Here is a 22,439-nt window from a genome sequence, read left to right as displayed (position 1 = left end):
ATTACTTAAAGATCGCTCAACCGATCCCGGCAACGAGGCCGGCACCCCCGCCCTTGCTGTCGCCGAAAGGTTCCTTCCCCATGCCTCTGGCCCTGCTGGCCTTGGCCGTCTCCGCGTTCGGCATAGGAACGACCGAGTTCGTGATGATGGGCCTCCTGCCCAATGTCGCGGACGACCTGGGAACGTCCGTGCCCACCGCCGGCTACCTCGTATCGGCGTACGCGATCGGCGTCGTCCTCGGCGCCCCGCTGCTCACCGGCCTCGGCTCCCGCGTCCCGCGCAAGCGGATGCTCCTGCTGCTGATGGCCCTCTTCACCGTCGGCAACCTCGCCTCGGCGCTCGCCCCCGACTTCGGCTGGCTGCTCGCGGGCCGGCTGCTGGCCGGGCTCCCGCACGGCGCGTTCTTCGGCGTCGGCGCGGTCGTCGCCGCCACGCTGGTGCCGGAGGGCCGCCGGGCGCGGGCCGTCGCGACGATGTTCCTGGGCCTCACCGTGGCCAACATCATCGGCGTACCCGCGGCCACGCTGCTCGGCCAGCACCTGGGGTGGCGCGCGACCTTCCTGGTCGTCGCGGTGATCGGACTCTGCGCGATGGCCGCGCTCACCCGCCTCGTCCCGCAGATCCCGCTCGACGCGCAGCAGAACGTCCGCCGCGAACTGAAGGCGCTGGGCAACCGTCAGGTGCTCCTCGGACTGCTCACCGCCGTCTTCGGCTTCGCCGGGGTCTTCGCCGTCTACTCCTACCTCTCGGCCATGACGACCGAGGCGATGGGCTTCGGCGAATCCTCGGTGACGCTGGTGCTGGCACTGTTCGGCATCGGGATGACCCTGGGCGCGCTCGCCGCGGGACCGCTCACGGACCGTGCCCTGCGTCCGACGCTGTACGGGTCGCTGGCGGCGCTCGCCGTCGTCCTGGTCGTCTTCCCGTTCACCGTCCATGTGCAGTGGGCGGCGCTGGTGATGGTGGTGCTGCTGGGAGGGGTCGGGTTCATGACGACCACACCGCTGCAGATGCTGGTCATGAACAAGGCGAAGGACGCGCCCACGCTCGCGTCCGCCTCCAACCACTCGGCCTTCAACCTCGCCAACGCGGGCGGCGCGTGGCTGGGCGGCGTGGCGATCGCGGCCGGCTGGGGCTGGACGTCACCGGCCCTCGTGGGCGCGGTGCTGGCGGTGCTGGGCCTGGGGATCGCGGTGACGGCGGGCGTCCTGGACCGTACGCCGGGTGCGGCGTCCCGGGTCGTGGCGGGTGGGACCGGCGTCACGCACGAGGCGGAGCCGGGCGCCCGCTCCAAAGCCCACTGACCGCCCGCCCGGCCCCACTCCGTCGCCTCGTCAACCCGTCAACCCGTCAGCCCTTCACTCCGTCACCCCGACTCGCGCCACCGGTTCGTGATCGGCAGCCGCCGGTCCTTCCCGAACCCCTTCGGCGAGATCTTCGTACCCGGCGGGTACTGCCGCCGCTTGTACTCCGCGGTGTCCACCATCCGCAGCGTCTTCGCCACCAGCGCCTCGTCGAACCCGGCCGCGACGATCGCGTCACGCCCCTGGTCCCGGTCCACGTACAGCTCCAGGAGCCGGTCCAGTACGTCGTAGTCGGGCAGCGAATCCGTGTCCACCTGGCCCGGCCGCAGCTCCGCGCTCGGCGGCTTGGTGATCGACGCCTCCGGGATCGGCGGGGTCTGCCCCCGCTCCTCCGCCGCCCGGTTGCGCCACTTCGCGAGCCGGAAGACCGATGACTTGTAGACGTCCTTGATCGGGCCGTACGCACCGACGGAGTCCCCGTACAGCGTCGAGTACCCCACCGCCAGCTCGGACTTGTTGCCCGGCGCGAGGACGATCTGCCCCTCCTGGTTGGAGACGGCCATCAGCATCGTGCCGCGCAGCCGCGACTGGAGGTTCTCCTCGGCGAGCCCGGTCAGCTCAAGTGACCCCATGTACGCGTCGAACATCGGCTCGATCGGCACCGTACGGAAGTTCAGCCCGGTACGGCGGGCCAGTTCGGCTGCGTCGCCCTTGGAGTGGTCCGACGAGTACTTCGACGGCATCGAGATCCCGTACACGTATCGAGCGCCGAGCGCGTCGCACGCGATGGCCGCGACGAGCGCCGAGTCGATGCCGCCCGAGAGCCCGACCAGCACACTGCTGAAACCGTTCTTCGCGGCGTACGCACGCAGACCGACGACCAGCGCCGAGTACAGCTCCTCGTCGTCGTCGAGCCGCTCCGCGTAACCGCCCAACAGCTCTGGCTCGTACGCCGGGAGGGGCTTCTCGGAGAGCACCACATGATCGATGCGCAGCCCGTCGTCCACCGTCCCCGACGGCGCCTCGGCCGCGGCGGCCGGCAGCTCCAGGTCGAGGATCACGCTGCCCTCCGCGAACTGCGGGGCGCGGGCGATCACCTCGCCCCTCTTGTCCACGACGATCGAGTCACCGTCGAAGACCAGCTCGTCCTGTCCGCCGATCATCGCGAGGTACGCCGTGGTGCAGCCGGCCTCCTGGGCCCGCTTGCGGACCAGTTCGAGCCGGGTGTCGTCCTTGTCCCGCTCGTACGGCGAGGCGTTGATGGACAGGAGCAGCCCGGCCCCCGCGGACCGCGCGGCCGGCACTCGGCCGCCGTCCTGCCAGAGGTCCTCGCAGATCGCGAGCGCCACATCGATGCCGTGGATCCGCACGACGGGCATCGAGTCGCCCGGTACGAAGTACCGGAACTCGTCGAAGACGCCGTAGTTGGGCAGATGGTGCTTGGCGAAGCTCAGCGCGATCCGCCCGCGGTGCAGCACCGCGGCGGCGTTCTGCGGGGACCCGGCGGGCTGGCCGTACCGGGCCTGGGCCTTCCCGGAGCGGTCCAGATAGCCGACGACGACCGGCAGCTCGCCGAAACCCTCCGCGTCGAGGCGGGCGGCGAGCGCGCCCAGCGCGTCGCGCGAGGCCTCGACGAAGGACGACCGCAGGGCCAGGTCCTCGACGGGGTAGCCGGTCAACGCCATCTCGGGGAACGCCACGAGATGGGCGCCCTGCTCGGCGGCGTGCCGGGTCCAGTGGACGATCGACTCGGCGTTGCCGGCGAGATCGCCGACCGTCGAGTCGATCTGATTCAGTGCGAGGCGTAGTTGAGGCACGCCGCCCAGTCTAATCGTCTTTCTGACGCGATGTCCTGGCGAGCCGGATGGAACCCGTGCGAGATCAGGGCCGGCCCGCCAGGACGGGGGTTGGGACGGCGGATCAGCGCCGGTAGCCGAGGACCGTCATCATGCCCGCCTCCGCGTGGTAGACGTTGTGGCAGTGCAGCATCCACAGCCCCGGGTTGTCGGCGTCGAAGTCCACCGTCAGCGGACGCTTGGGCAGGATCACCGCGGTGTCCTTCCGCGCCCCGGCCGCACCGCCGGCCAGCGCGAAGGTGTGGCCGTGCAGATGCAGCGGATGCCACATCGACGTGGTGTTGTGGAACTCCAGCCTGACCCGCTCCCCGGCCTCCACCGGATGCCGCTGACCGGAGCTGTACGGCTTCCCGTCGAAGGCCCAGTCGTACGCCGCCATGGAACCCGTGAGCCGGATCCGGACCGTACGGTCCGGCATGCGCGTGGGCAGGGCGACGGACGGGTCCGGCACCAGCCGGTCGGCCGTCACCAGCTTCCCGTCCAGCTCCTTGGGCCGTACGGAGGCGGCGGGCGCCGCGCCACCACCCGTACGCAGCAGGGCGAGCGCCGACGCCTTCTTGCCCTCGGCGAGCGCGGTCAGCGGGAACACGCCGTCCCCGGCGGTGACCAGCACGTCGTACCGCTCGCCCATGCCGAGCAGCAGGGCGTCCGTCGTCGTGTGCCGGACCGGGAAGCCGTCCGTGTGCGTGACGGTCATGCGGTGGCCGCCGAGCGCGACCCGGAAAGCGGTGTCCCCGCCCGCGTTGACGATGCGCAGCCGGATGCGGTCGCCCGGCCGGGCGGTGAAGGACGAAGGGGACTGCGGCGTACGGCCGTTGACCAGGTAGTACGGATAGGCGACGTCGCCCGCGTCGCCACCGAGCAGTTCGCTGGTGGCGCCCATCATCACGCGCGAGGGCCCCTCGCCTTCACCCTCGCCCTCGGTCTGCATGGACATTTGCGACATGTCGTGCCCGCCGTGATCCATCCCGCCTTCACCTTCCCCGCCCATGCCCTTGCTGAGCTCGGCGAGGACCGCGTCCGGTGTCGAGCCGTCCACCCCGTCGACCCAGTCGTCGAGGACGACGACCCACTCGCTGTCGTACGAGAGCGGCTCCTTCGGGTCCTCGACGATCAGCGGCGCGTACAGCCCGCGATCCTGCTGGACCCCCGAGTGCGGATGGAACCAGTACGTCCCCGGGTGCGGAACCGCGAACCTGTACGTGAAGTCCGCCCCCGGCGCGATGTCCCGCTGCGTCAGTCCCGGCACGCCGTCCATGTCGTTGCGCAGGGCGAGGCCGTGCCAGTGCAGCGAGGTCGGCCGCGGCAGATGGTTGGCGAGCGTGAGCGCCAGCGTGTCGCCGGCGGTGACCCGGACCTCGGTGCCCGGCAGCCGGTCTCCGTAGGCCCAGGAGCGGACCGTGCGTCCGCCGCCCAGATCCAGTCGGGCCGGGGTCGCGGTGAGCGAGACCTTCCGTACGGGGCCGGAGCCCCGCTCGGCCTCGGCCGCCGCGACCTCCTTGCCGTCGGGCGATACGAACCGGTCGCCGGTCTTCGCGCCGGAGGCCGTACCGGCTGACGTACCGCCGGAACAGGCGGCGAGAACTCCCGTACCTGCCAGGGCGATTCCGGTGCCGAGCACGGCTCGGCGGGTGTGCTGTGCGGACATGACTGAGTGCACCTCAATGAAGTCGGTGTGCTGGAGGAGGGCGGAGGTGAACGCCCGCTCCTAGATGCGCAGCACCGACAGACTGGCGAGAACGGTCTTGCGGGGAGGTGGATCGGGCCGGGGGAGCAGGGGGAGCCGTACTCCGGCCGCGCGGCTGGACAACGGGCCGGCCCGCTTCGGCCTGAGCAGGCGGAGAGCGAGCAGGGCCACGGCCCAGGTGCTCAGCACGGCGAGGCATACGGCCATCGGGTCCATGCCGCTCATCGGCGCGGCGTCGGCATCAGCGCCGAGATCAGCGCCGACGCCCGCGCCGACGCCCGCGCCTGCATCAGCGCCGACATGCGCGTCGGCGTCCGAAGCGGCCGGGTGACCCGCGTGCGCCACCGTCGCCGAGGTCCCGGGTGGTGGGTGCTCGGAGGGATGCCCCACGGTGTGCATGGTGGCGATCCCGAACAGCAGCGCGACGAGCAGCAGCCACTGCCCGAACGTCGCGCTCCTCTTCCGCTCCACACAGCCACCCTACCCCCACCGGGTATACGGGCCGTGGGGGGGCCCCCCCCCCCCCCCGCGGGGGGGGGGGGCGCCCTTCGCCAGGGGTGCCGGGCCACGGCTGTCAGGGTGGCGCGTCAGTTGCGCGAGTAGACCTTCTCCGCCCAGCCGGCGATCTGCTCCTCGGTGAGGTGCTGCGCCAGATCGGCTTCGCTGATCATGCCGATCAGCATCTTGTTCTCGATCACGGGGAGGCGGCGGATCTGATGCTGCTGCATCTCCTCCAGCACCGCTTCGACGCCCGCGTCGGCGTCGATCCAGCGGGGCGTGCCCTGGGCGAGGTCGCCCGCGGTCACCTTCGACGGGTCGCGGCCCATCGCCACACAGCCGACCACGATGTCGCGGTCGGTGAGGATGCCGACCATACGGTCCTGTTCACCGTTGGCGGAGATGGGCAGCGCGCCCACCTTGTGGTCGCGCATCATCTGCGCGGCACGGTCGAGAGTCTCGTGAGCCGGAATCCACTGGGCCCCGGTGTGCATGATGTCTTTGGCGGTCGTCATGAAGGGTTTCCTCCTGCGTGCCGGTGGGAACCGGCGTACGGCCCCGAGCGCACCCCATCGTCGTGGGGCGGCCCGGGGTCCCGCGACCGCTGTCGCCCGTTCGGGTGGGTGCGGCCGGTGACCGTGCGCCGTCAGGGGCGGGGCTTCGCGCCCCGGTCCTTCAGCATGCCGTCCATCAGGTCCAGCTCGGACCGCTGGGCGTCGACCATGCCCTGGGCGAGCCGCTTCTCGACCTTGACGGTGCACAGCTCGGCGCAGCCGCGGGCCATGTCGACACCGCCCTTGTGGTGGTCGGTCATCAGCTGGAGGTACAGGATCTCGGCCTGCTTGCCGTCGGCCGCCCGGAGCCGGTCGAGCTCGGTCCGGGTGGCCATGCCGGGCATGAACGCCCCGTCGCGGGCGGTGAACCCCGAGCCGTCCGCCCCCGCCGTACCGCCCATGTCGTGCCCGCCGTGCCCGCTGTGACCTTCGGCCATCCAGTGCATGGGCGGCTGCCCGTCGGGGGAGGTCTTCGGCAGCTCCCACAGCTCCAGCCAGCCGAGCAGCATGCCCCGCTGATTGGCCTGCGTGTTGGCGATGTCGTACGCGAGACGCCGTACGTCCTCGTCCCGCGTCCGGTCACGGACGATGAAGGACATCTCCACGGCCTGCTGGTGGTGGACGGCCATATCGCGCGCGAAGCCCGCGTCGGCCGACCGCGCGGAGGGGGCGGAGTGCGCCGGGGCCGCGTCCGCCGAGCCACCCGCCGCGTCGTCCCGTGCGGAGGCGACCGTCGCGACCCCCGCGAACAGCAGGGCGAGAGCGACGGCGGAGCCCGCGACCCACTGCGTGCGCCGCACGCTCGCGTCCGCCGACTCCGCGGACTCCGCCGGCTCCGTGCCGGTGTCAGGACCCTGCGTCACCCGGCGGCCCCGATCCCGCCCGTGCAGGGCGCGCCCGGCTCGGGCGTCTGCGGGCCCTGGACGTACTTCGCGAAGAACTGGGCCACCCGCCGGTCGTCGGCGCTGTCCACCGTGACCTGCTTGCCCCAGGCGCTCAGCATGATCGCCCCGGCCTGGTCCTCGTACGGGCTCATCAGCGAGAACGGGGTCTTCTCGACGCGACTCGCGAGCTTGCGCACATCGGCGGCGTCGGCCTTGCCGCTGTACGTCACCCATACCGAACCGTGTTCGAGGGAGTGCACCGCGTTGACGTCCTGGACGGCCTTCTCGTATACGACACCGTCGCAGTTCAGCCATGCCTGGTTGTGGTCACCGCCGACCGGCGGCTTCATGGCGTACTTCACTTCGCCCGCGACGTGGTTGCGAGTCAGCTTCGCCGCGTCCCAGGACTTCTCGTCCTTGATGGGCTCGGCGGCCAGGGCCCCCTTGTCCTCCGAGGGCTGCTTGGCGTCCTCCGCCACCGCATCCGAGGTCTGCTCCTTCGCCTCGGACTTGTCCAGCACGAGGTACGAGCCGAAACCGACCAGACCGGCGACCACCAGGGCGCTCAGCGCTATGGCGGTGACCCGGTTGCGGCGGTCGCGCGCGCTGTCGGCACTGTGCGTCTGCTCCGGGCGGGTCCTGCGGTCGAAACTCATGTCGGCCAGTCCTTCTGCGAAGGGGTGAGGGGAGGAAATCCGGTCCTGGGACCGGCGTGCGGAGGGCAGTTGCGAAGCCGCGGGCCCCCTTGCACGCCTTGGGCGCCGATCGTAGTGGGTGGCCGAGTGCTCTCTCTCACACCGAGTGCGTAATCTGGGTGAAATCCCGGGTCGTGATACTGGAGTTCCTCCCCTACCCCGGGCGGTGGTGCACAGACCGTCTGAACTGCAAGGATGTGGCTATGGACAAGCAGCAGGAATTCGTCCTCAGGACCCTTGAGGAGCGCGACATCCGCTTCGTGCGGCTGTGGTTCACCGACGTCCTCGGGTTCCTCAAGTCCGTCGCCGTGGCACCCGCGGAGCTGGAGCAGGCGTTCGACGAGGGCATCGGCTTCGACGGCTCAGCCATCGAGGGATTCGCCCGGGTGTACGAATCGGACATGATCGCCAAGCCCGACCCCGGCACGTTCCAGATCCTCCCCTGGCGCGCGGAGGCGCCCGGCACGGCCCGGATGTTCTGCGACATCCTCATGCCCGACGGTTCGCCGTCCTTCGCCGATCCGCGCTATGTGCTCAAGCGCATCCTCGCCAAGACCTCCGACCTGGGCTTCACCTTCTACACCCACCCGGAGATCGAGTTCTTCCTCCTGAAGAACAAGCCGCTCGACGGCACCAGGCCGACGCCCGCCGACAACTCCGGCTACTTCGACCACACCCCGCAGAACGTCGGCATGGACTTCCGCCGCCAGGCGATCACCATGCTCGAATCGATGGGTATCTCGGTGGAGTTCAGCCACCACGAGGGCGCACCGGGCCAGCAGGAGATCGACCTGCGTTACGCGGACGCGCTCTCCACCGCCGACAACATCATGACCTTCCGCCTGGTCATGAAGCAGGTCGCGCTGGAGCAGGGCGTGCAGGCGACCTTCATGCCGAAGCCGTTCTCGGACTACCCGGGATCGGGCATGCACACCCACCTCTCCCTCTTCGAGGGCGACCGCAACGCGTTCTACGAGTCGGGCTCCGAGTACCAGCTCTCCAAGGTCGGCCGCTCCTTCATCGCGGGCCTGCTGAAGCACGCCGCCGAGATCTCCGCGGTCACCAACCAGTGGGTCAACTCGTACAAGCGCATCTGGGGCGGCTCCTCGCGCGCCGCGGGCGCGGGCGGCGAGGCCCCCTCGTACATCTGCTGGGGCCACAACAACCGCTCCGCCCTGATCCGCGTCCCCATGTACAAGCCCGGCAAGACCGGCTCGGCCCGCGTGGAGGTCCGCTCCATCGACTCCGGCGCCAACCCCTACCTGACGTACGCGGTGCTGCTCGCCGCGGGCCTCAAGGGCATCGAGGAGGGCTACGAACTCCCGGCCGGCGCCGACGACGACGTCTGGGCCCTCTCCGACGCCGAACGCCGCGCGATGGGCATCGAGCCGCTCCCGCAGAACCTCGGCGAGGCGATCGCCCTCATGGAGAAGAGCGAACTGGTCGCCGAGACACTCGGCGAGCACGTCTTCGACTTCTTCCTGCGCAACAAGAAGCAGGAGTGGGAGGAGTACCGCAGCGAGGTCACGGCCTTCGAGCTGAAGAACCTCCTGCCGGTGCTGTAACCGCACGTCAGCAGGTCAGCAGGTAAGGGCCGGGGTCGCTTCGGTGGTGTCCGGCCCCCACGGCAGATGGCGCAGGACGCCGGGCTTCGCGGCCTTTTCCGGGCCGCCCGCCTTGTCGTCCTTCGCCTTCTTGCCGGTTGTGGTGGCGGGGGCCACCCGGAGCGTGACGCCCCTGGCGTCCGCCGCGACGAGTTCCCCGCAGACCGGGCCCGCCGGGGTCCGTACGGTCACCAGCTGGGTGTCCGGTTTCTTCTCCTCGGCCGCGGGCGCGTTCCAGGTGAGCAGAACCGCCGCCGCCACCGCGACGACGCCGCCGGTGGTCGCCCGGCGCACGAAGTGGATGCGGTCCGCGATCCGCTCCCGCTCGGTCTCCTCCCAGTCGAGCAGGCGCACCGCATCGGCGTACGGCAGATGATCCCCCGGCTTGCCGTGCGCCGCCGACACCGCCGCGAGGGCGGCGCACAGCAGGCCCGCGAAGGCGCACACGATGAGGGTGGTCACCGCCAGCCGGTAGCCCGTGGTGAGTTCGGTGACGTTGTCGCGGCCCTTCAGGATCAGGACCGCGGTCAGCAGACCTGTGGCGAGGGTGAGGAAGTTGAGCCATCCCGCGGCCTGCCGGCGTGCGATGTCCAGTTGCGCGTCCAGCATCTCCAGGAGCCGTGCGTCGGCGCGGTCCAACTGGTCCGTCGTGTACCTCTCCGCCCCGCTCATGAGGTGCCGGCCGGCGGACGCACCGCGGTCCAGGAAAGGCCGCAGCCGCCCTTCCCCTGGGTGTCATCGGGGTGCGAGTGCGGGCACTGGCACACCATGTACATCTCCTCCGGGACCATGCGGTCGATCTTCGCCGGGCCTCCTGGGCCCTTCGTGCCGCCGACCTGGACCTTGATCGGGGGCTGATAGCTCGTCTCGCCCACGCACCGTGGACAGTCACCACGGATGGTCAGGCTCTCGCCGGTGAACTCCCAGGCGAAGCCCGTGACCTTGGTGGGGTCATGGCGTCGCAGATAGTGCGCTGACGCGTCGTGATTCGGCATGGGTCGCTGCTCCTGATCCGGTGGTGGGCGAGGGCTCCGGCGGTCGAGATTACGGCAGGACGGCAAGCAGGGATGGGCAGTTGAGGCCCTGTGCCGTCATTGCTGGACGAGCAGGGTGGCGGCGCGGACAATGGAGCTTTCTGGACGGGGGAACATATGACGGCGGTACTCGTACTTCTCGGCACCTTGCTGGCACTGATCGTGCTCCTGGTTGTCAGGGTGAATCTGCGGGCCCGGCGCCGTACGCAGAATTTCGACGGCCTGGAGATCGAGCGCCACCACAGCGCGCAGATCCGGGAGACCCGGGCGAACAACACCTCGATCGCGGTCCATAACCGCTTCATCGACGGCGGTCGCGACCACGGTCCTCGGCGACGCTGACTCTGTTTCCACCCATCCCAGGGCACGCACTGCTCGTCAGGCTCTGGGGTATGGTGAGCCCTCCCCGCACGGGGACGTATTTCAGGAGGTGAGACCCATTACCGCTGTATCAGGCTGGGTGCTCCCTTCCGACGATCGCGTGGTCGACCCGACATAGACGATCGCGGAGCGCCCATCGGCATTTCCCGAAAGGCTCCGCTTCATGTCGGTTTCCGCGTCACCGCTTTCCTTCTCGTCGATCGTCACCACCCTCCGCGCCGCAGGCTGTGTATTCGCCGAGGACGAGGCCGCACTTCTGCTCTCCACCGCCGGCACCCCGGCCGTCCTGGCCGACATGGTCGAACGCCGCGTCGCGGGTCTGCCCCTCGAACACGTCCTCGGCTGGGCCGAGTTCTGCGGACTGCGCGTCCATGTCGGCCCCGGTGTTTTCGTGCCCAGGCGTCGCACCGAGTTCCTGGTCCAGCAGGCCGTGGGCCTCACCCCCACCCCGTCCGTCGTCGTCGACCTCTGCTGCGGCTCGGGAGCGCTCGGAGCCGCGCTGGCGGCGGCGCTGGAAGGGGTCGAGCTCCACGCCACCGACGTCGAACCGGCGGCCGTGCGGTGCGCCCGGCGCAATGTCGGTGACCTCGGCCAGGTCTACGAGGGCGACCTCTTCGCACCCCTGCCGGACTCCTTGCGCGGACGCGTCGACGTACTGCTCGCCAACGTGCCGTACGTACCGACCGACGATGTCGAACTGCTGCCCGCCGAAGCACGCATCCACGAACCGCGCGTGGCTCTCGACGGTGGCGGTGACGGGCTCGACATCATGCGCCGGGTGGCCGCCGAGGCACCGCGGTGGCTGGCGCCTGGCGGCAGCCTGCTCGTCGAGACGAGCGAGCGGCAGGCGGCGCGGGCGGAGGAGGCGGTGGGCAGCGGCGGGCTGATCCCGCGCGTGGTCACCTCCGACGAGCTGTACTCGACCGTCGTCATCGGGACCAGACCGGCTGCCTGATCGGCGGTGGGGGCAGGAACCCGCCCCACCTCCTTTCGCCGGGCGGACCGTGGGCGGCCGGTACGGATTTCTCGGTGCCCGGCTAGGCTCGAACCGCTGGTATGTGACGGTCGGCAGGCAGGGAGAGCGTGGGATGACGACGGTGCCGGGGCGCAGAAGCAGTACGTTCACCCGACTGCTGCGGCACGGTTTCACCGACCCGTCCGCCGCCGAACGGCTGCTGGAGCTCGACGCCCTCTCCTCCGTACGCTCCGATCCCGTCCTGCTCGAAGCGCTCGGCGCGACCGCAGACCCCGATCTGGCGCTGCGGGGCCTGGTCCGTCTCGTCGAGGCCGAGGACGCCGACGAGCGGCAGATCCTGCTGGACACCCTGGTCACCGCCAAGCCCCTGCGGGACCGGCTCCTCGGCGTCCTCGGCGCTTCGGAGGCGCTCGGGGACCATCTGGCACGCCATCCGCGCGACTGGCAGGCGCTCGTCACGTACGAGGCCGCCGACCTGCATCCCGGGGTGGCCGAATTCGAGCGGGGGCTCTCCGACGCCGTCGACCCGGACTCGCTGCGGGTCTCCTACCGCCGCTGCCTGCTGGCCATAGCGGCGCGCGACGTGTGCGGCACCATCGACCTGGCCGAGAGCGCCGCCGAGCTGGCCGACCTGGCGACGGCCACCCTGCGTGCGGCGCTCGCCATCGCCCGTACGGCCGCGCCCGCCGATGCCGCACTCTGCCGGGTCGCCGTCATCGCGATGGGCAAGTGCGGCGGCCACGAACTGAACTACGTCTCCGACGTCGACGTGATCTTCGTGGCGGAGCCGGTCGACGGTGTCGAGGAGAGCGGGGCCGTGCCCGCCGCCACCCGACTGGTCGCGCACATGATGCGGATCTGCTCCGACACGACCGTCGAGGGCACCATCTGGCCGGTCGACGCCAACCTCCGTCCCGAGGGGCGCAACGGCCCCCTCGTGCGGACGCTGTCCTCCCACCTCGCCTACTACCAGCGCTGGGCCAAGACCTGGGAGTTCCAGGCACTGCTGAAGGCCCGGCCGGTGGCCGGCGACCCCGAGCTGGGCGCCGAGTACGTCGAGGCGGTCTCGCCGCTCGTGTGGCAGGCCGCCGACCGGGAGAACTTCGTCGCCGACGTACAGAAGATGCGCCGCCGCGTCGTCGCCACCATCCCGGCCGACCGCGTCGACCGCGAGCTCAAGCTCGGCCCCGGCGGGCTGCGGGACGTCGAATTCGCCGTCCAGCTGCTCCAGCTCGTGCACGGCCGCAGCGACGCGAGCCTGCGCAGCGGATCGACGCTGGGCGCGCTGCGGGGCCTCGCCGAGGGCGGCTACGTGGGGCGCGTCGACGCGGCGCAGCTCGACGAGGCGTACCGCTTCCTGCGCACCATGGAGCACCGCATCCAGCTCTACCGGCTGCGCCGCACCCATCTGGTGCCCGAGGACGAAGCGGATCTGCGCAGGCTCGGCCGCTCACTCGGGCTGCGTACGGACCCGGTCGCCGAGCTCAACAAGGCGTGGAAACGCCACGCGTCCGTCGTGCGCCGGCTGCACGAGAAGCTCTTCTACCGGCCGCTGCTGGATGCCGTCGCCCAGCTGGCGCCCGGTGAGTCCCGGCTCAGCGCGAAGGCCGCCGGAACGCGGCTCGAAGCCCTCGGTTACGCGGACCCGATCGCGGCCCTGCGGCACCTGGAGGCGCTGTCGTCGGGGGTGTCCCGCAAGGCCGCCATCCAGCGCACGCTGCTGCCGGTGCTGCTCGGCTGGTTCGCGGACTCCGCCGACCCGGACGCCGGACTGCTGGGCTTCCGCAAGGTCTCGGACGCGCTGGGCAAGACCCCCTGGTATCTGCGGCTCCTGCGCGACGAGGGGGCGGCGGCGGAGAACCTCGCCCGCGTCCTGTCGGCCGGCCGCCTCGCCCCCGACCTGCTGCTGCGCGCCCCGGAGGCCGTCGCGATCCTCGGCGACCCGGAGGGCCTGAAGCCGCGCAACCGTGAGCACCTGGAGCAGGAGGTGCTGGCCGCGGTGGGGCGGGCCGAAGGCGCCGAGTCCGCCGTCGCCGTGGTGCGTGGCGTACGGCGCCGGGAGCTGTTCCGGACGACGGCCGCCGACATCATCCGCTCCTACGGTACGGAGGAGAACCCCGCCGAACAGGACCTGGGCGCACTCGTCGACCGGGTCGGCTCCGCGGTCTCCGACCTGAACGCCGCCACCCTTTCGGGCGCCCTGCGAGCCGTCGTACGGGAGCACTGGGGGGACACCCTGCCGACCCGCTTCGCGGTGATCGGCATGGGCCGCTTCGGGGGACACGAGCTGGCGTACGGGTCCGACGCTGACGTCCTGTTCGTGCACGAGCCACGCGAGGGCGTGAGCGACCAGGAGGCGGGCCGGGCGGCCAACACGGTCGTGACCGAGATGCGAAGGCTGCTCCAACTGCCCACGGCCGACCCGCCGTTGCTGATCGACGCCGATCTGCGGCCGGAGGGCAAGAGCGGCCCGATGGTACGTACGCTGAAGTCGTACGAGGCCTACTACCGGCGTTGGGCGCTGATCTGGGAGAGTCAGGCGCTGCTCCGGGCCGAACCGGTCGCGGGCGACGAGGAGTTGGGGCGCGGTTTCATCGAGCTGATCGATCAGCTGCGCTATCCGATGGAGGGCCTGGGCGACGACGCCGTCCGCGAGATCCGCCGGCTCAAGGCCCGGATGGAGTCCGAGCGGATGCCGCGCGGCGCCGACCCGACGCTCCACGCGAAGCTGGGGCGCGGCGGGCTGAGCGATGTCGAGTGGACCGTGCAGCTGATGCAGTTGCAGCACGGCTGGGCCGAGCCCGGACTGCGGACGACGCGTACGAGGGAGGCGCTGGCCGCGGCGTGCGCGGCCGAGCTGATCCCGACCGAGGACGCCCGGACGCTGGACGAGGCGTGGGTGCTCGCGACGCGGGTGCGCAACGCGGTGATGCTGGTACGGGGGAGGCCGGGCGACACGTTCCCGTCGAGCCCGCGCGAACTCACGGCCGTGGGGCGCTATCTGGGGTACGAGCCGGGGCACGTGGGCGACATGCTGGACGACTACCGACGGATTACGCGGCGGGCGCGGGCGGTGGTGGAGGAGCGGTTCTACGGCGCGTGACGGGTCGCGCCTGCGGCGGGCTTGTCCCCTCCCCGCCCCTTCCCGAAACCGGGGCACCGCCCCGGACCCCGCGCCTCAAACGCCGGCGAGGCTGAAAGTGCGGACCCCGCTCCTCAAGCGGATGCCGCCCGTTCCCGGCAATGCGCCATGAACGCCCCCAGAGCCAGTTCGAACGCCGCGTCCGCCCGCGCGGGCCCCACCGCCGCCAGTGCCTCCGCCAGTCGCGGGGTCGTCCCGTCGTCCGGGAGCTCCCACATCGTCTCCGGCGCCGCCAGGTCCAGCGCCGACCCCAGCACCAGGTTCTCCAGCGCGGTGATCACCGCCATCACCTCCGTGATCGGGAAGCCCACCCCGAGCAGGAGCCGTACCGCCTGCTCGTACTGGGACAGCACCTTCGGTGTGCGCACCGGATTCATCGTGAGCAGGGGGATCGTGCGCGGGTGCGCCGCGAACGCCGCACGGTAGGAGCGGGCCCACGCGGTCATCGCCGCGTCCCAGGGCTCCAGGCCGAGCGTCGACGTGTCGATCGCCTCGGACACCCGCTCACGGATGAGCTCGACGACGCCGGACCTTCCGTCCACATGGTGGTAGATCGAACCGGTCTGCACCCCGAGCCGCCGCGCTATCTCCGGGACGCTGAAATCTCCCTTCTCGTCGAGGAGTTCGAGCGCCACGGTGGTGATGCGCTCGGGGTCGAGCAGCCGGGTGCGCGGCCTTCCCATGTGCGGTTCTCCTGACGTACGTCTGCCGAAGGGGTCTTCCCAACGCCTGGACGTGAGGCTACATTGCCGAAACCGAAAGCCTTTAGGTTTCCGGCCCCTGCCCCGCCAGCCGCAGAAGGGCCCTCTTTCGTATGTCTGCGCCCACTCCCCGGAAAGGCACGCTCGGCACCGCCGACATCGCCTTCTTCGTCATATCCGCCGCGGCCCCGCTCACCGTGATGGCCGGGGTCGCCCCGATCGCCATCATGCTCGGCGGCATCGGCGCCCCGGTCGGATATCTGCTCGCCGGCATCACGCTCGCGATCTTCGCCGTCGGGTTCACCACCATGAGCCGCCACGTCCGCAGCGGCGGCGCGTTCTACGCCTACATCACCCGAGGACTCGGCCGCCCGCTCGGTATCTCCGCGTCCCTGCTCGCCATGCTCGGCTACAACGGCATGGAGATCGGCGTCTACGGACTCCTCGGCTCCGCCACCGCCGACACCCTCCAGTCCATGTGGGGCATCGACGTGCCCTGGCTGCCGATCGCACTCGCCGGTCTGCTGATCGTCTGGTACGGCGGCTTCCGCTCCATCGACTTCGGCGCCAAACTGCTCGGCGTCCTGCTCGTCGCCGAGACCGGCATCCTCGTCCTGCTCGCGGGCGGAGTGCTGCTGGACGGCGGCGCCACGGGAATCTCGCTCGACTCCTTCGCCCCGGGCAATGTCTTCGTACCCGGCATGGCGGCCGTGCTGGCCTGCGCCTTCGCCGCGTTCACCGGCTTCGAGTCGACGGTCATCTACCGCCGTGAGGCCAAGAACCCGGACCGGAGCGTCCCGCGCGCCACCTACATCGCCGTGGCGTTCCTCGGGCTCTTCTACTCCTTCATCGTCTGGGCCGTCATCCAGGCGTTCGGGGACGAGAAGGTCGTCGAGGCCGCCGCCACCGACCCGGGCGGGATGTTCTTCGCGGCCATCACCACCTACGTCGGGCCCTGGGCCGCCGACCTGATGCACATCCTGATCATCACCAGCATCCTGGCCTCGCTCCTCGCCTTCCACAACGCGATCAACCGGTACGGACTCGCGCTCGCCGAGGAAGGCGTCCTGCCCCCGGCCTTCGGCCGGCTCCACCCGCGCCACCGGTCGCCCCACGTGGCGGGCGCCGCGCAGATCGCACTCGGCGCGGTCGTCGTCATCGCCTTCGCCGCGGCAGGCGCCGACCCGTACGCGCAGCTCCTGCTCTGGGTCAACACCCCCGGCATGATCGCCTTGATGGTGCTCCAGCTCCTCGCGGCCCTGGCCGTCCTGCGGTACTTCCGGCGCATCACCCACACCGAGGGCGCGCTGCGCACCGTCGTGGCGCCAGCCGTCGCCGCCGTGCTGCTCGCCGCCGCGATCGGTCTCGTCGTCTACAACGTCGATCTCTTCTCCGGTGCCTCGACCGGCGTGAACATCGTGCTCGTCGCCGTGGTCCCCGCCGTCTTCCTGGCCGGCCTCGGCCTCGCCCGCCGGCTGCGCCGTACCAGGCCCGAGGTGTACGCCGGTTTCGCCGCCGAGCCGGCCGAGCAGGCCGAGCCCGGCGCCGCACCGCGCCCCGCCGACCCGGCCCCCTCCTCCACCACCGTCTAAGGAGTCCCACCGTGCCCGCAGCCGACCTCCTCCTCACCGGAGCACGCGTCCGCACCCTCGACCCGGCCCGGCCGGAAGCCACCGCGGTGGCCGTCACGGACGGGGTGATCACCGCGGTCGGGGACGCCGAAGGACTGCGGGAGCTGCGCGGTCCAGGAACGGAGACCGTCGACCTGACCGGGGCCACCCTGACCCCCGGCCTGGTCGACGCCCACAGCCACCCGGTCATGGGCCTGGACATGGCCACCGGAGCCGACCTCACCGCTGTCCGCGACCTCGACCAGCTCCGCGCCGCCCTCGCCGCGGCCGAGCGCACCGAGGGCTGGGTCGTCGCCTGGGGCCTGGACCACAACGCCTTCGGCGGCCACCCCGTCGACCGCGCCCTCGTCGAGGACGCGCTCGGCGGCGCACCCGCGTTCATCCGGCTCTACGACGGCCACTCCGCGCTCGTCAGCGGCGCCGCCCTGGAACGGGCGGGCATCACCGGGCCGCGCACCTTCACCCAGCGCTCCACCGTGGTCTGCGACCACGACGGGCGACCCACCGGTCATCTCATCGAGCACGCCGCGATGGACCTGGTGTCCACGCTGCTGCCCCGGCCCTCGTACGCCGAGCGCCGCACCCGCCTCGTCGCGCTCCTCTCGGAGATGGCGGCCACCGGCCTCACCGGCACCCATGTGATGGACCTCGGCGACGGTTCCGTACCCGCACTGCTCGCCGCCGTGGAGGAGGTGACGGACCTGCCGGTACGGCTCCGGCTCGCCCCCTGGTGCATGCCGGGCGCCGACCGGGAGGCCCTGGACGAGCTGGTACGGCTCCAGAGCGAGGCCGGGCGGCTCTGGCGGGTCGGCGGGGTGAAGTTCTTCATGGACGGCACCGTCGAGGGCGGCACCGCCTGGCTGGAGCACGCCGACTGCCACGGCCAGGGCACCGAAGCGTTCTGGCCCGACCCGGCGGCGTACACCGAGGCCGTGCACCATCTGCACCGCAACGGGGTCGGCACCGCCACCCACGCCATCGGTGACGCGGCTGTCCGGCACGTACTGGACACCGTGGAGGCGCTGGGGGAGAGCGGCAGGCTCCGCCACCGTGTCGAGCACATCGAGACGGTGCCGCACGCGCTGGCGGCCCGGTTCGCGGAGCTCGGGGTGATCGCCTCGATGCAGCCCACCCACACCGCGTACACCCGGGCCGATCACACCGACGAGTGGTCCAAGCGGCTCGGTGACGAGCGGGCGTCGAGGGCCTGGCGCTGCCGGGACCTGCGGGACGCGGGCGCCTATCTGGCGCTGGGCTCCGACTGGCCGATCGCGCACTACGACGTACGCCAGGTGCTGGCCACGGCGCGGCTGCGGCGGCTCCCCGGCGCGTACGACACCGAGCCGGTCGCCGCGGAGCAGGCGCTCACGGGGCTGATGGCGCTGGAGGGCTGCACCTCGCACGCGGCGGTGGCCGCCGGGGAACAGGCGTACGCGGGCCGCATCGCCGTCGGCCACCGGGCCGACCTGACGGCCTTCGGTCTGGACCCGGTGGAAGCGCCCGCCGATGAGCTGGGGGAGGCCCCGATACGGCTGACCGTCACCGGTGGCCGCGTCGTGCACCGCGCCTGACCGTCCCATCATGGTCCGGCGCCGGTTCTCCCGGCGCCGGACACAGGGGGCCTACACGCGCGAAGAGCCGGACCGCGCCGTCGCCGCCTCCGGGGACAACGCCCCCAGCCGTCGCCGGCCGGCGGATGGCACCAGCTTCGGGAGGCGGTGCGGCAGCGATCCGTACCAGGCGTACGACACCGCGTAACCGAAACTCAGGCAGGCGATGCCGCCCACCGCGTCCAGCCAGAAGTGGTTGGCCGTCGCCACGATCACGACCAGCGTGACCGTCGGATAGAGCAGCCCCAGGATCCGCGCCCAGGGCGCCGAGGCCAGCGCGAAGATGGTCAGACCGCACCACAGCGACCAGCCGATGTGCATCGACGGCATCGCCGCGTACTGGTTCGACATGTTCTTGAAGTTGCCCGAGGCCATCGAGCCCCAGGTCTGGTGCAGCAGCACGGTGTCGATGAAGCTCCCGCCGTTCATCAGGCGGGGCGGTGCCAGGGGATACAGGTAGTAGCCGAGCAGGGCTACGCCCGTGGTCGCGAAGAGGACCAGTCTGGTCGCGGCGTAGCGCCCGGGATGCCGGCGGAACAGCCAGACGAGCACACCGATGGTGACGACGAAGTGCAGCGTCGCGTAGTAGTAGTTCATCGACACGATGAGCCATGTCACCGAGTTGACCGCCCGGTTGACCGTCTCCTCGAAGGCGAGCCCCATGGCCTTCTCGGCCGACCAGATCCAGTCGGCGTTGCGCAGGGCCGCGGCCTTCTGCTCGGGTACGGCGTTGCGCACCAGCGAGTACAGCCAGTAACTCACCGCGATCAGCAGGATCTCGAACCAGAGCCGTGGTCTACGGGGCGACCGCATCGACCGCAGCCGCGTCGGAGCGCTGTGCTGATTCGCCTCCGGGGCTGCCTCGTCGGCAGTGGGTGACGGGGTGGCCGCCGTCCGGCCTTCCTGTGTCTTCAATGCGATTCACCCATAGGCGCAGAGTCTGCCAGATACGTCCCACACTCCCCGATCATCCTCCGGTCGGGATCCGGTCGCACATCCTGCATGTCACGAACGGGCGGGAGAGCCCGGGCCGGAACCGGGTCCGGAGGCCGTCGACCCGCGAACCACCAGTTCAGGCATGAACACGAACTCGCTGTGCGGAGCGGGCGTCCCGCCGATCTCCTCCAGCAACGTCCGTACCGCGGCCTGGCCCATCGCCGTCACCGGCTGCCGGATCGTGGTCAGCGGCGGATCGGTGAACGCTATGAGAGGCGAATCGTCGTAGCCGACCACCGACAGATCGCGCGGCACCTCCCGCGACAGCCGGCGGGCCGCGCGGATCGCGCCGAGCGCCATCATGTCGCTCGCGCACACCACCGCGGTACAGCCGCGCTCCATCAGCGCCGATGCGGCCGCCTGGCCGCCCTCCAGCGTGTACAGGGAGTGCTGGATCAACTCCTCCACCGCGTCGGCGGTGAGGCCCAGCTGCTCCTGCATCGTGGCGTGGAAACCCTCGATCTTGCGGAGCACCGGGACGAAGCGCTTGGGGCCCACCGCCAGACCGATCCGCTGGTGTCCCAGCGAGACGAGGTGCGTCACCGCGAGCCGCATCGCGGCCCGGTCGTCGGGGGAGATGAACGGCGCCTGGACCTTCGGCGAGAAGCCGTTGACGAGAACGAAGGGCACACCCTGTGCGCGCAGTTGTTCGTAGCGCTGCATATCGGCTGAGGTGTCCGCGTGCAGTCCCGAGACGAAGATGATGCCCGAGACGCCCCGGTCGACGAGCATCTCCGTGAGTTCGTCCTCGGTGGAGCCGCCGGGAGTCTGCGTCGCCAGCACTGGGGTGTAGCCCTGCCGAGTCAGCGCCTGGCCGATGACCTGGGCCAGCGCCGGGAAGATCGGGTTCTCCAGCTCGGGCGTGATGAGGCCGACCAGACCGGCACTGCGCCTGCGCAGGCGCACGGGGCGTTCGTAGCCCAGGACGTCGAGCGCCGCGAGGACGGATTCACGGGTGGCAGCGGCAACACCGGGCTTGCCGTTCAGTACACGGCTGACCGTAGCTTCGCTGACCCCCGCCTGAGTTGCGATATCGGCAAGCCGTGCGGTCATGAAAGGGGACTGTACCGGGCCTGTGTCGGATTGCCCACCGTGCACGGGAATCGGCCGTGCGGGCTGTTCCCGGCGGCTGGAATCATGAGGTCACAGCCGCCCCGCAGCAACAGCTTGCAAGGTCTTGCGGTCCTGGTTTGCTGGCTGCAGTCGGATCGTCGCACTGCGGATATACCGGGTGTGGCCTGGGGTGGGCAGGGGTACGACGCTCTCGTCAAGAGTCCCGACGGCAACCTTGAGGACACGCGGATGTAACGATCGCCGGAGCTTGCAGAAATCTTCCGCAAGGTCTTTCGGTCGTCTTTCATCCTTGTTACGTTCACGTCGACCCGGCGCCGCGACGGAGCGGTACGGCAGTTGAAGGAGTTCAGATGCGACGTGGCATAACGGCCACCGCCCTGGTTGCGGCCCTGGCGCTCGCGGCGACCGCCTGCGGCAGCGACGACAAGACCGAGGGCAGCAAGAGCTCGGGAGAGCTCTCCGGCACGGTGACCTGGTGGGACACCTCCACCGTCGGCAGTGAGGACAAGGTCTTCAAGAAGCTGGCAGAGGGCTTCGAGAAGAAGCACCCGAAGGTCGACGTCAAGTACGTCAACGTGCCGTTCGGCGAGGCGCAGAACAAGTTCAAGAACGCCGCCCAGGCCGGCGCGGGCGCCCCCGACGTGATCCGCTCCGAGGTCGCCTGGACGCCCGAGTTCGCCGACCTCGGCTACCTGGCCCCGCTCGACGGCACCGCCGCGCTGAAGGACCAGGACGACTTCCTCAAGCAGGCCGCCGCGTCCACCAAGTACAAGGACAAGACGTACGCGGTCCCGCAGGTCATCGACTCCATGGGCGTCTTCTACAACAAGAAGATCTTCAAGGAGGCCGGTGTCGAGGTCCCGTCGAGCATCGCCGACCTGAAGACCGTCTCGAAGAAGATCAAGGACAAGACCGGCAAGACCGGCCTCTACCTGCGCGGCGACGACGCGTACTGGTTCCTGTCCTTCCTGTACGGCGAGGGCGGCGACTTGGTCGACGCCTCCTCCAAGTCCGTCACCGTCGACAAGCCCGAGGGCGTCAAGGCCTTCGAGGTCGTCAAGGACCTCGTGGACTCCGGTGCCGCGAAGACCGACGCCACCGACGGCTGGGAGAACATGCAGTCGTCGTTCAAGGACGGCAAGGTCGCGATGATGATCAACGGCCCGTGGGCCGTGGCCGACACGCTCACCGGTGCCGAGTTCTCGGACAAGGCGAACCTGGGCATCGCCCCGGTCCCGGCCGGCTCCGCCGACCAGGGCGCCCCGCAGGGCGGCCACAACCTCGCCGTCTACGCGGGCTCCAAGAACCTCGACGCCTCCTACGCCTTCGTCGAGTACATGACGTCCGAGGACACCCAGGCGCAGACCGCAGGTGAACTGAACCTGCTGCCGACCCGTACCTCCGCGTACGCCAGGCAGGAGGCCGTGGACAGCGAGATCGTCGGCTTCTTCAAGCCGGTCGTCGAGACCGCGGTCGAGCGCCCCTGGATCCCGGAGACCGGCAGCCTCTTCGCGCCGCTCGTCACCGAGTACACCAAGGTCCTCACCGGCCAGACCACGCCGGAGAAGGCCGCGTCGGCCACCGGTGACTCCTACCGCAAGCTCCTCAAGGGCTGGAAGTAACCCAGGAAGGCAGGCCGGCTGATGGCTGTCCACACCAGCCAGTCGGTGGCGAAGGCCGCGGGCGACGACGTCGCCCGCCGCCGGAGCCCCGGGAATGGTAAACCCCCCCCGCCCAGCAAAGTACCGCGGGCGCAGTAGACGCACAGGTTAGCCGGGGCCAGTGTCTTATAAAAAAATACCAGCCCACCAG

General features: G+C 70.6%; 19 protein-coding genes. 8 read left to right on the top strand and 11 right to left on the bottom strand.

Annotated features, from left to right (window positions below):
* The first annotated feature begins 80 nt into the window (after positions 1–80).
* Positions 81–1,304: an MFS transporter gene (locus tag ACWGO0_RS21390; protein WP_453537102.1), complete on the top strand. Its 1,224-nt coding sequence runs from the start codon at positions 81–83 to the stop codon at positions 1,302–1,304.
* Positions 1,305–1,366: 62 nt separating this feature from the next.
* Here ACWGO0_RS21390 and ACWGO0_RS21385 read toward each other — a convergent pair whose 3' ends face one another.
* From ACWGO0_RS21385 to ACWGO0_RS21360, 6 genes are all read right to left on the bottom strand, one after another.
* On the bottom strand, positions 1,367–3,121 hold the full coding sequence (locus tag ACWGO0_RS21385; protein ID WP_453537099.1) for an NAD+ synthase: 1,755 nt from the start codon (positions 3,119–3,121) through the stop codon (positions 1,367–1,369).
* Positions 3,122–3,224: 103 nt separating this feature from the next.
* On the bottom strand, positions 3,225–4,808 hold the full coding sequence (locus tag ACWGO0_RS21380) for a multicopper oxidase family protein (protein ID WP_453537096.1): 1,584 nt from the start codon (positions 4,806–4,808) through the stop codon (positions 3,225–3,227).
* Between the two features lie 60 nt (positions 4,809–4,868).
* Entirely contained in the window at positions 4,869–5,318 is a 450-nt protein-coding gene (locus tag ACWGO0_RS21375) for a hypothetical protein (protein WP_453537093.1), read from the bottom strand.
* Between the two features lie 116 nt (positions 5,319–5,434).
* Entirely contained in the window at positions 5,435–5,860 is a 426-nt protein-coding gene (locus tag ACWGO0_RS21370) for a CBS domain-containing protein (RefSeq protein ID WP_453537090.1), read from the bottom strand.
* A 131-nt stretch (positions 5,861–5,991) separates the two neighbouring features.
* Positions 5,992–6,699, bottom strand: coding sequence for a DUF305 domain-containing protein (locus ACWGO0_RS21365; RefSeq protein WP_453537285.1), 708 nt, complete (start codon positions 6,697–6,699; stop codon positions 5,992–5,994).
* A 59-nt stretch (positions 6,700–6,758) separates the two neighbouring features.
* Complete coding sequence (locus ACWGO0_RS21360) at positions 6,759–7,439, bottom strand: DUF3105 domain-containing protein (RefSeq protein ID WP_453537087.1); 681 nt, start codon at positions 7,437–7,439, stop codon at positions 6,759–6,761.
* A gap of 242 nt (positions 7,440–7,681) precedes the next feature.
* Here ACWGO0_RS21360 and glnA point away from each other — a divergent pair, with 242 nt between their 5' ends.
* Positions 7,682–9,043, top strand: coding sequence for a type I glutamate--ammonia ligase (gene glnA / locus ACWGO0_RS21355; RefSeq protein WP_382734398.1), 1,362 nt, complete (start codon positions 7,682–7,684; stop codon positions 9,041–9,043).
* Positions 9,044–9,058: 15 nt separating this feature from the next.
* On the opposite strand, the gene ACWGO0_RS21350 is transcribed toward glnA, so the two are convergent.
* Positions 9,059–9,754 carry a hypothetical protein gene (locus ACWGO0_RS21350; RefSeq protein WP_453537084.1) on the bottom strand — a complete coding sequence of 232 codons (696 nt, stop codon included), beginning with the start codon at positions 9,752–9,754 and terminating at the stop codon, positions 9,059–9,061.
* A complete protein-coding gene (locus tag ACWGO0_RS21345) occupies positions 9,751–10,077 on the bottom strand; it encodes a hypothetical protein (protein ID WP_453537081.1) in 327 nt (108 codons plus the stop codon). Before ACWGO0_RS21345 ends, ACWGO0_RS21350 begins: the two co-directional genes overlap by 4 nt.
* Positions 10,078–10,233: 156 nt before the next feature.
* On the opposite strand from ACWGO0_RS21345, the gene ACWGO0_RS21340 reads away from it, so the two are divergent.
* The 3 genes from ACWGO0_RS21340 to ACWGO0_RS21330 all read left to right on the top strand — a co-directional run bounded on the left by ACWGO0_RS21340 (position 10,234) and on the right by ACWGO0_RS21330 (position 14,576).
* The gene (locus ACWGO0_RS21340; protein WP_453537078.1) at positions 10,234–10,458 is read left to right on the top strand and encodes a hypothetical protein; all 225 of its coding nucleotides are present in this window, start codon (positions 10,234–10,236) and stop codon (positions 10,456–10,458) included.
* Positions 10,459–10,660: 202 nt separating this feature from the next.
* A complete protein-coding gene (locus tag ACWGO0_RS21335) occupies positions 10,661–11,452 on the top strand; it encodes a putative protein N(5)-glutamine methyltransferase (RefSeq protein WP_453537076.1) in 792 nt (263 codons plus the stop codon).
* 133 nt (positions 11,453–11,585) lie between these two features.
* Positions 11,586–14,576 (top strand): bifunctional [glutamine synthetase] adenylyltransferase/[glutamine synthetase]-adenylyl-L-tyrosine phosphorylase, encoded by a 2,991-nt coding sequence (locus ACWGO0_RS21330; protein WP_453537074.1) that lies wholly within the window; start codon positions 11,586–11,588, stop codon positions 14,574–14,576.
* A 113-nt stretch (positions 14,577–14,689) separates the two neighbouring features.
* On the opposite strand, the gene ACWGO0_RS21325 is transcribed toward ACWGO0_RS21330, so the two are convergent.
* Positions 14,690–15,298, bottom strand: coding sequence for a TetR/AcrR family transcriptional regulator C-terminal domain-containing protein (locus ACWGO0_RS21325; protein WP_453537071.1), 609 nt, complete (start codon positions 15,296–15,298; stop codon positions 14,690–14,692).
* Between the two features lie 131 nt (positions 15,299–15,429).
* Between ACWGO0_RS21325 and ACWGO0_RS21320 the strand changes: the two genes are divergently transcribed.
* Positions 15,430–16,908 (top strand): APC family permease, encoded by a 1,479-nt coding sequence (locus tag ACWGO0_RS21320; RefSeq protein ID WP_453537068.1) that lies wholly within the window; start codon positions 15,430–15,432, stop codon positions 16,906–16,908.
* Between the two features lie 11 nt (positions 16,909–16,919).
* Positions 16,920–18,518: an amidohydrolase gene (locus ACWGO0_RS21315; protein WP_453537065.1), complete on the top strand. Its 1,599-nt coding sequence runs from the start codon at positions 16,920–16,922 to the stop codon at positions 18,516–18,518.
* Between the two features lie 51 nt (positions 18,519–18,569).
* Here ACWGO0_RS21315 and ACWGO0_RS21310 read toward each other — a convergent pair whose 3' ends face one another.
* Together ACWGO0_RS21310 and ACWGO0_RS21305 are read right to left on the bottom strand one after the other, a co-directional pair.
* A complete protein-coding gene (locus tag ACWGO0_RS21310; protein ID WP_453537062.1) occupies positions 18,570–19,472 on the bottom strand; it encodes a phosphatase PAP2 family protein in 903 nt (300 codons plus the stop codon).
* A gap of 90 nt (positions 19,473–19,562) precedes the next feature.
* The gene (locus tag ACWGO0_RS21305; RefSeq protein WP_453537059.1) at positions 19,563–20,606 is read right to left on the bottom strand and encodes a LacI family DNA-binding transcriptional regulator; all 1,044 of its coding nucleotides are present in this window, start codon (positions 20,604–20,606) and stop codon (positions 19,563–19,565) included.
* A 371-nt stretch (positions 20,607–20,977) separates the two neighbouring features.
* On the opposite strand from ACWGO0_RS21305, the gene ACWGO0_RS21300 reads away from it, so the two are divergent.
* Positions 20,978–22,249 (top strand): extracellular solute-binding protein, encoded by a 1,272-nt coding sequence (locus ACWGO0_RS21300; RefSeq protein ID WP_453537056.1) that lies wholly within the window; start codon positions 20,978–20,980, stop codon positions 22,247–22,249.
* Positions 22,250–22,439: the final 190 nt, after the last annotated feature.

The sequence above is a fragment of the Streptomyces sp. NPDC055749 genome (assembly GCF_053617235.1).
Note: the sequence above shows the minus strand (reverse complement) of the source record. Positions and strands in the feature narration are given on the sequence as shown.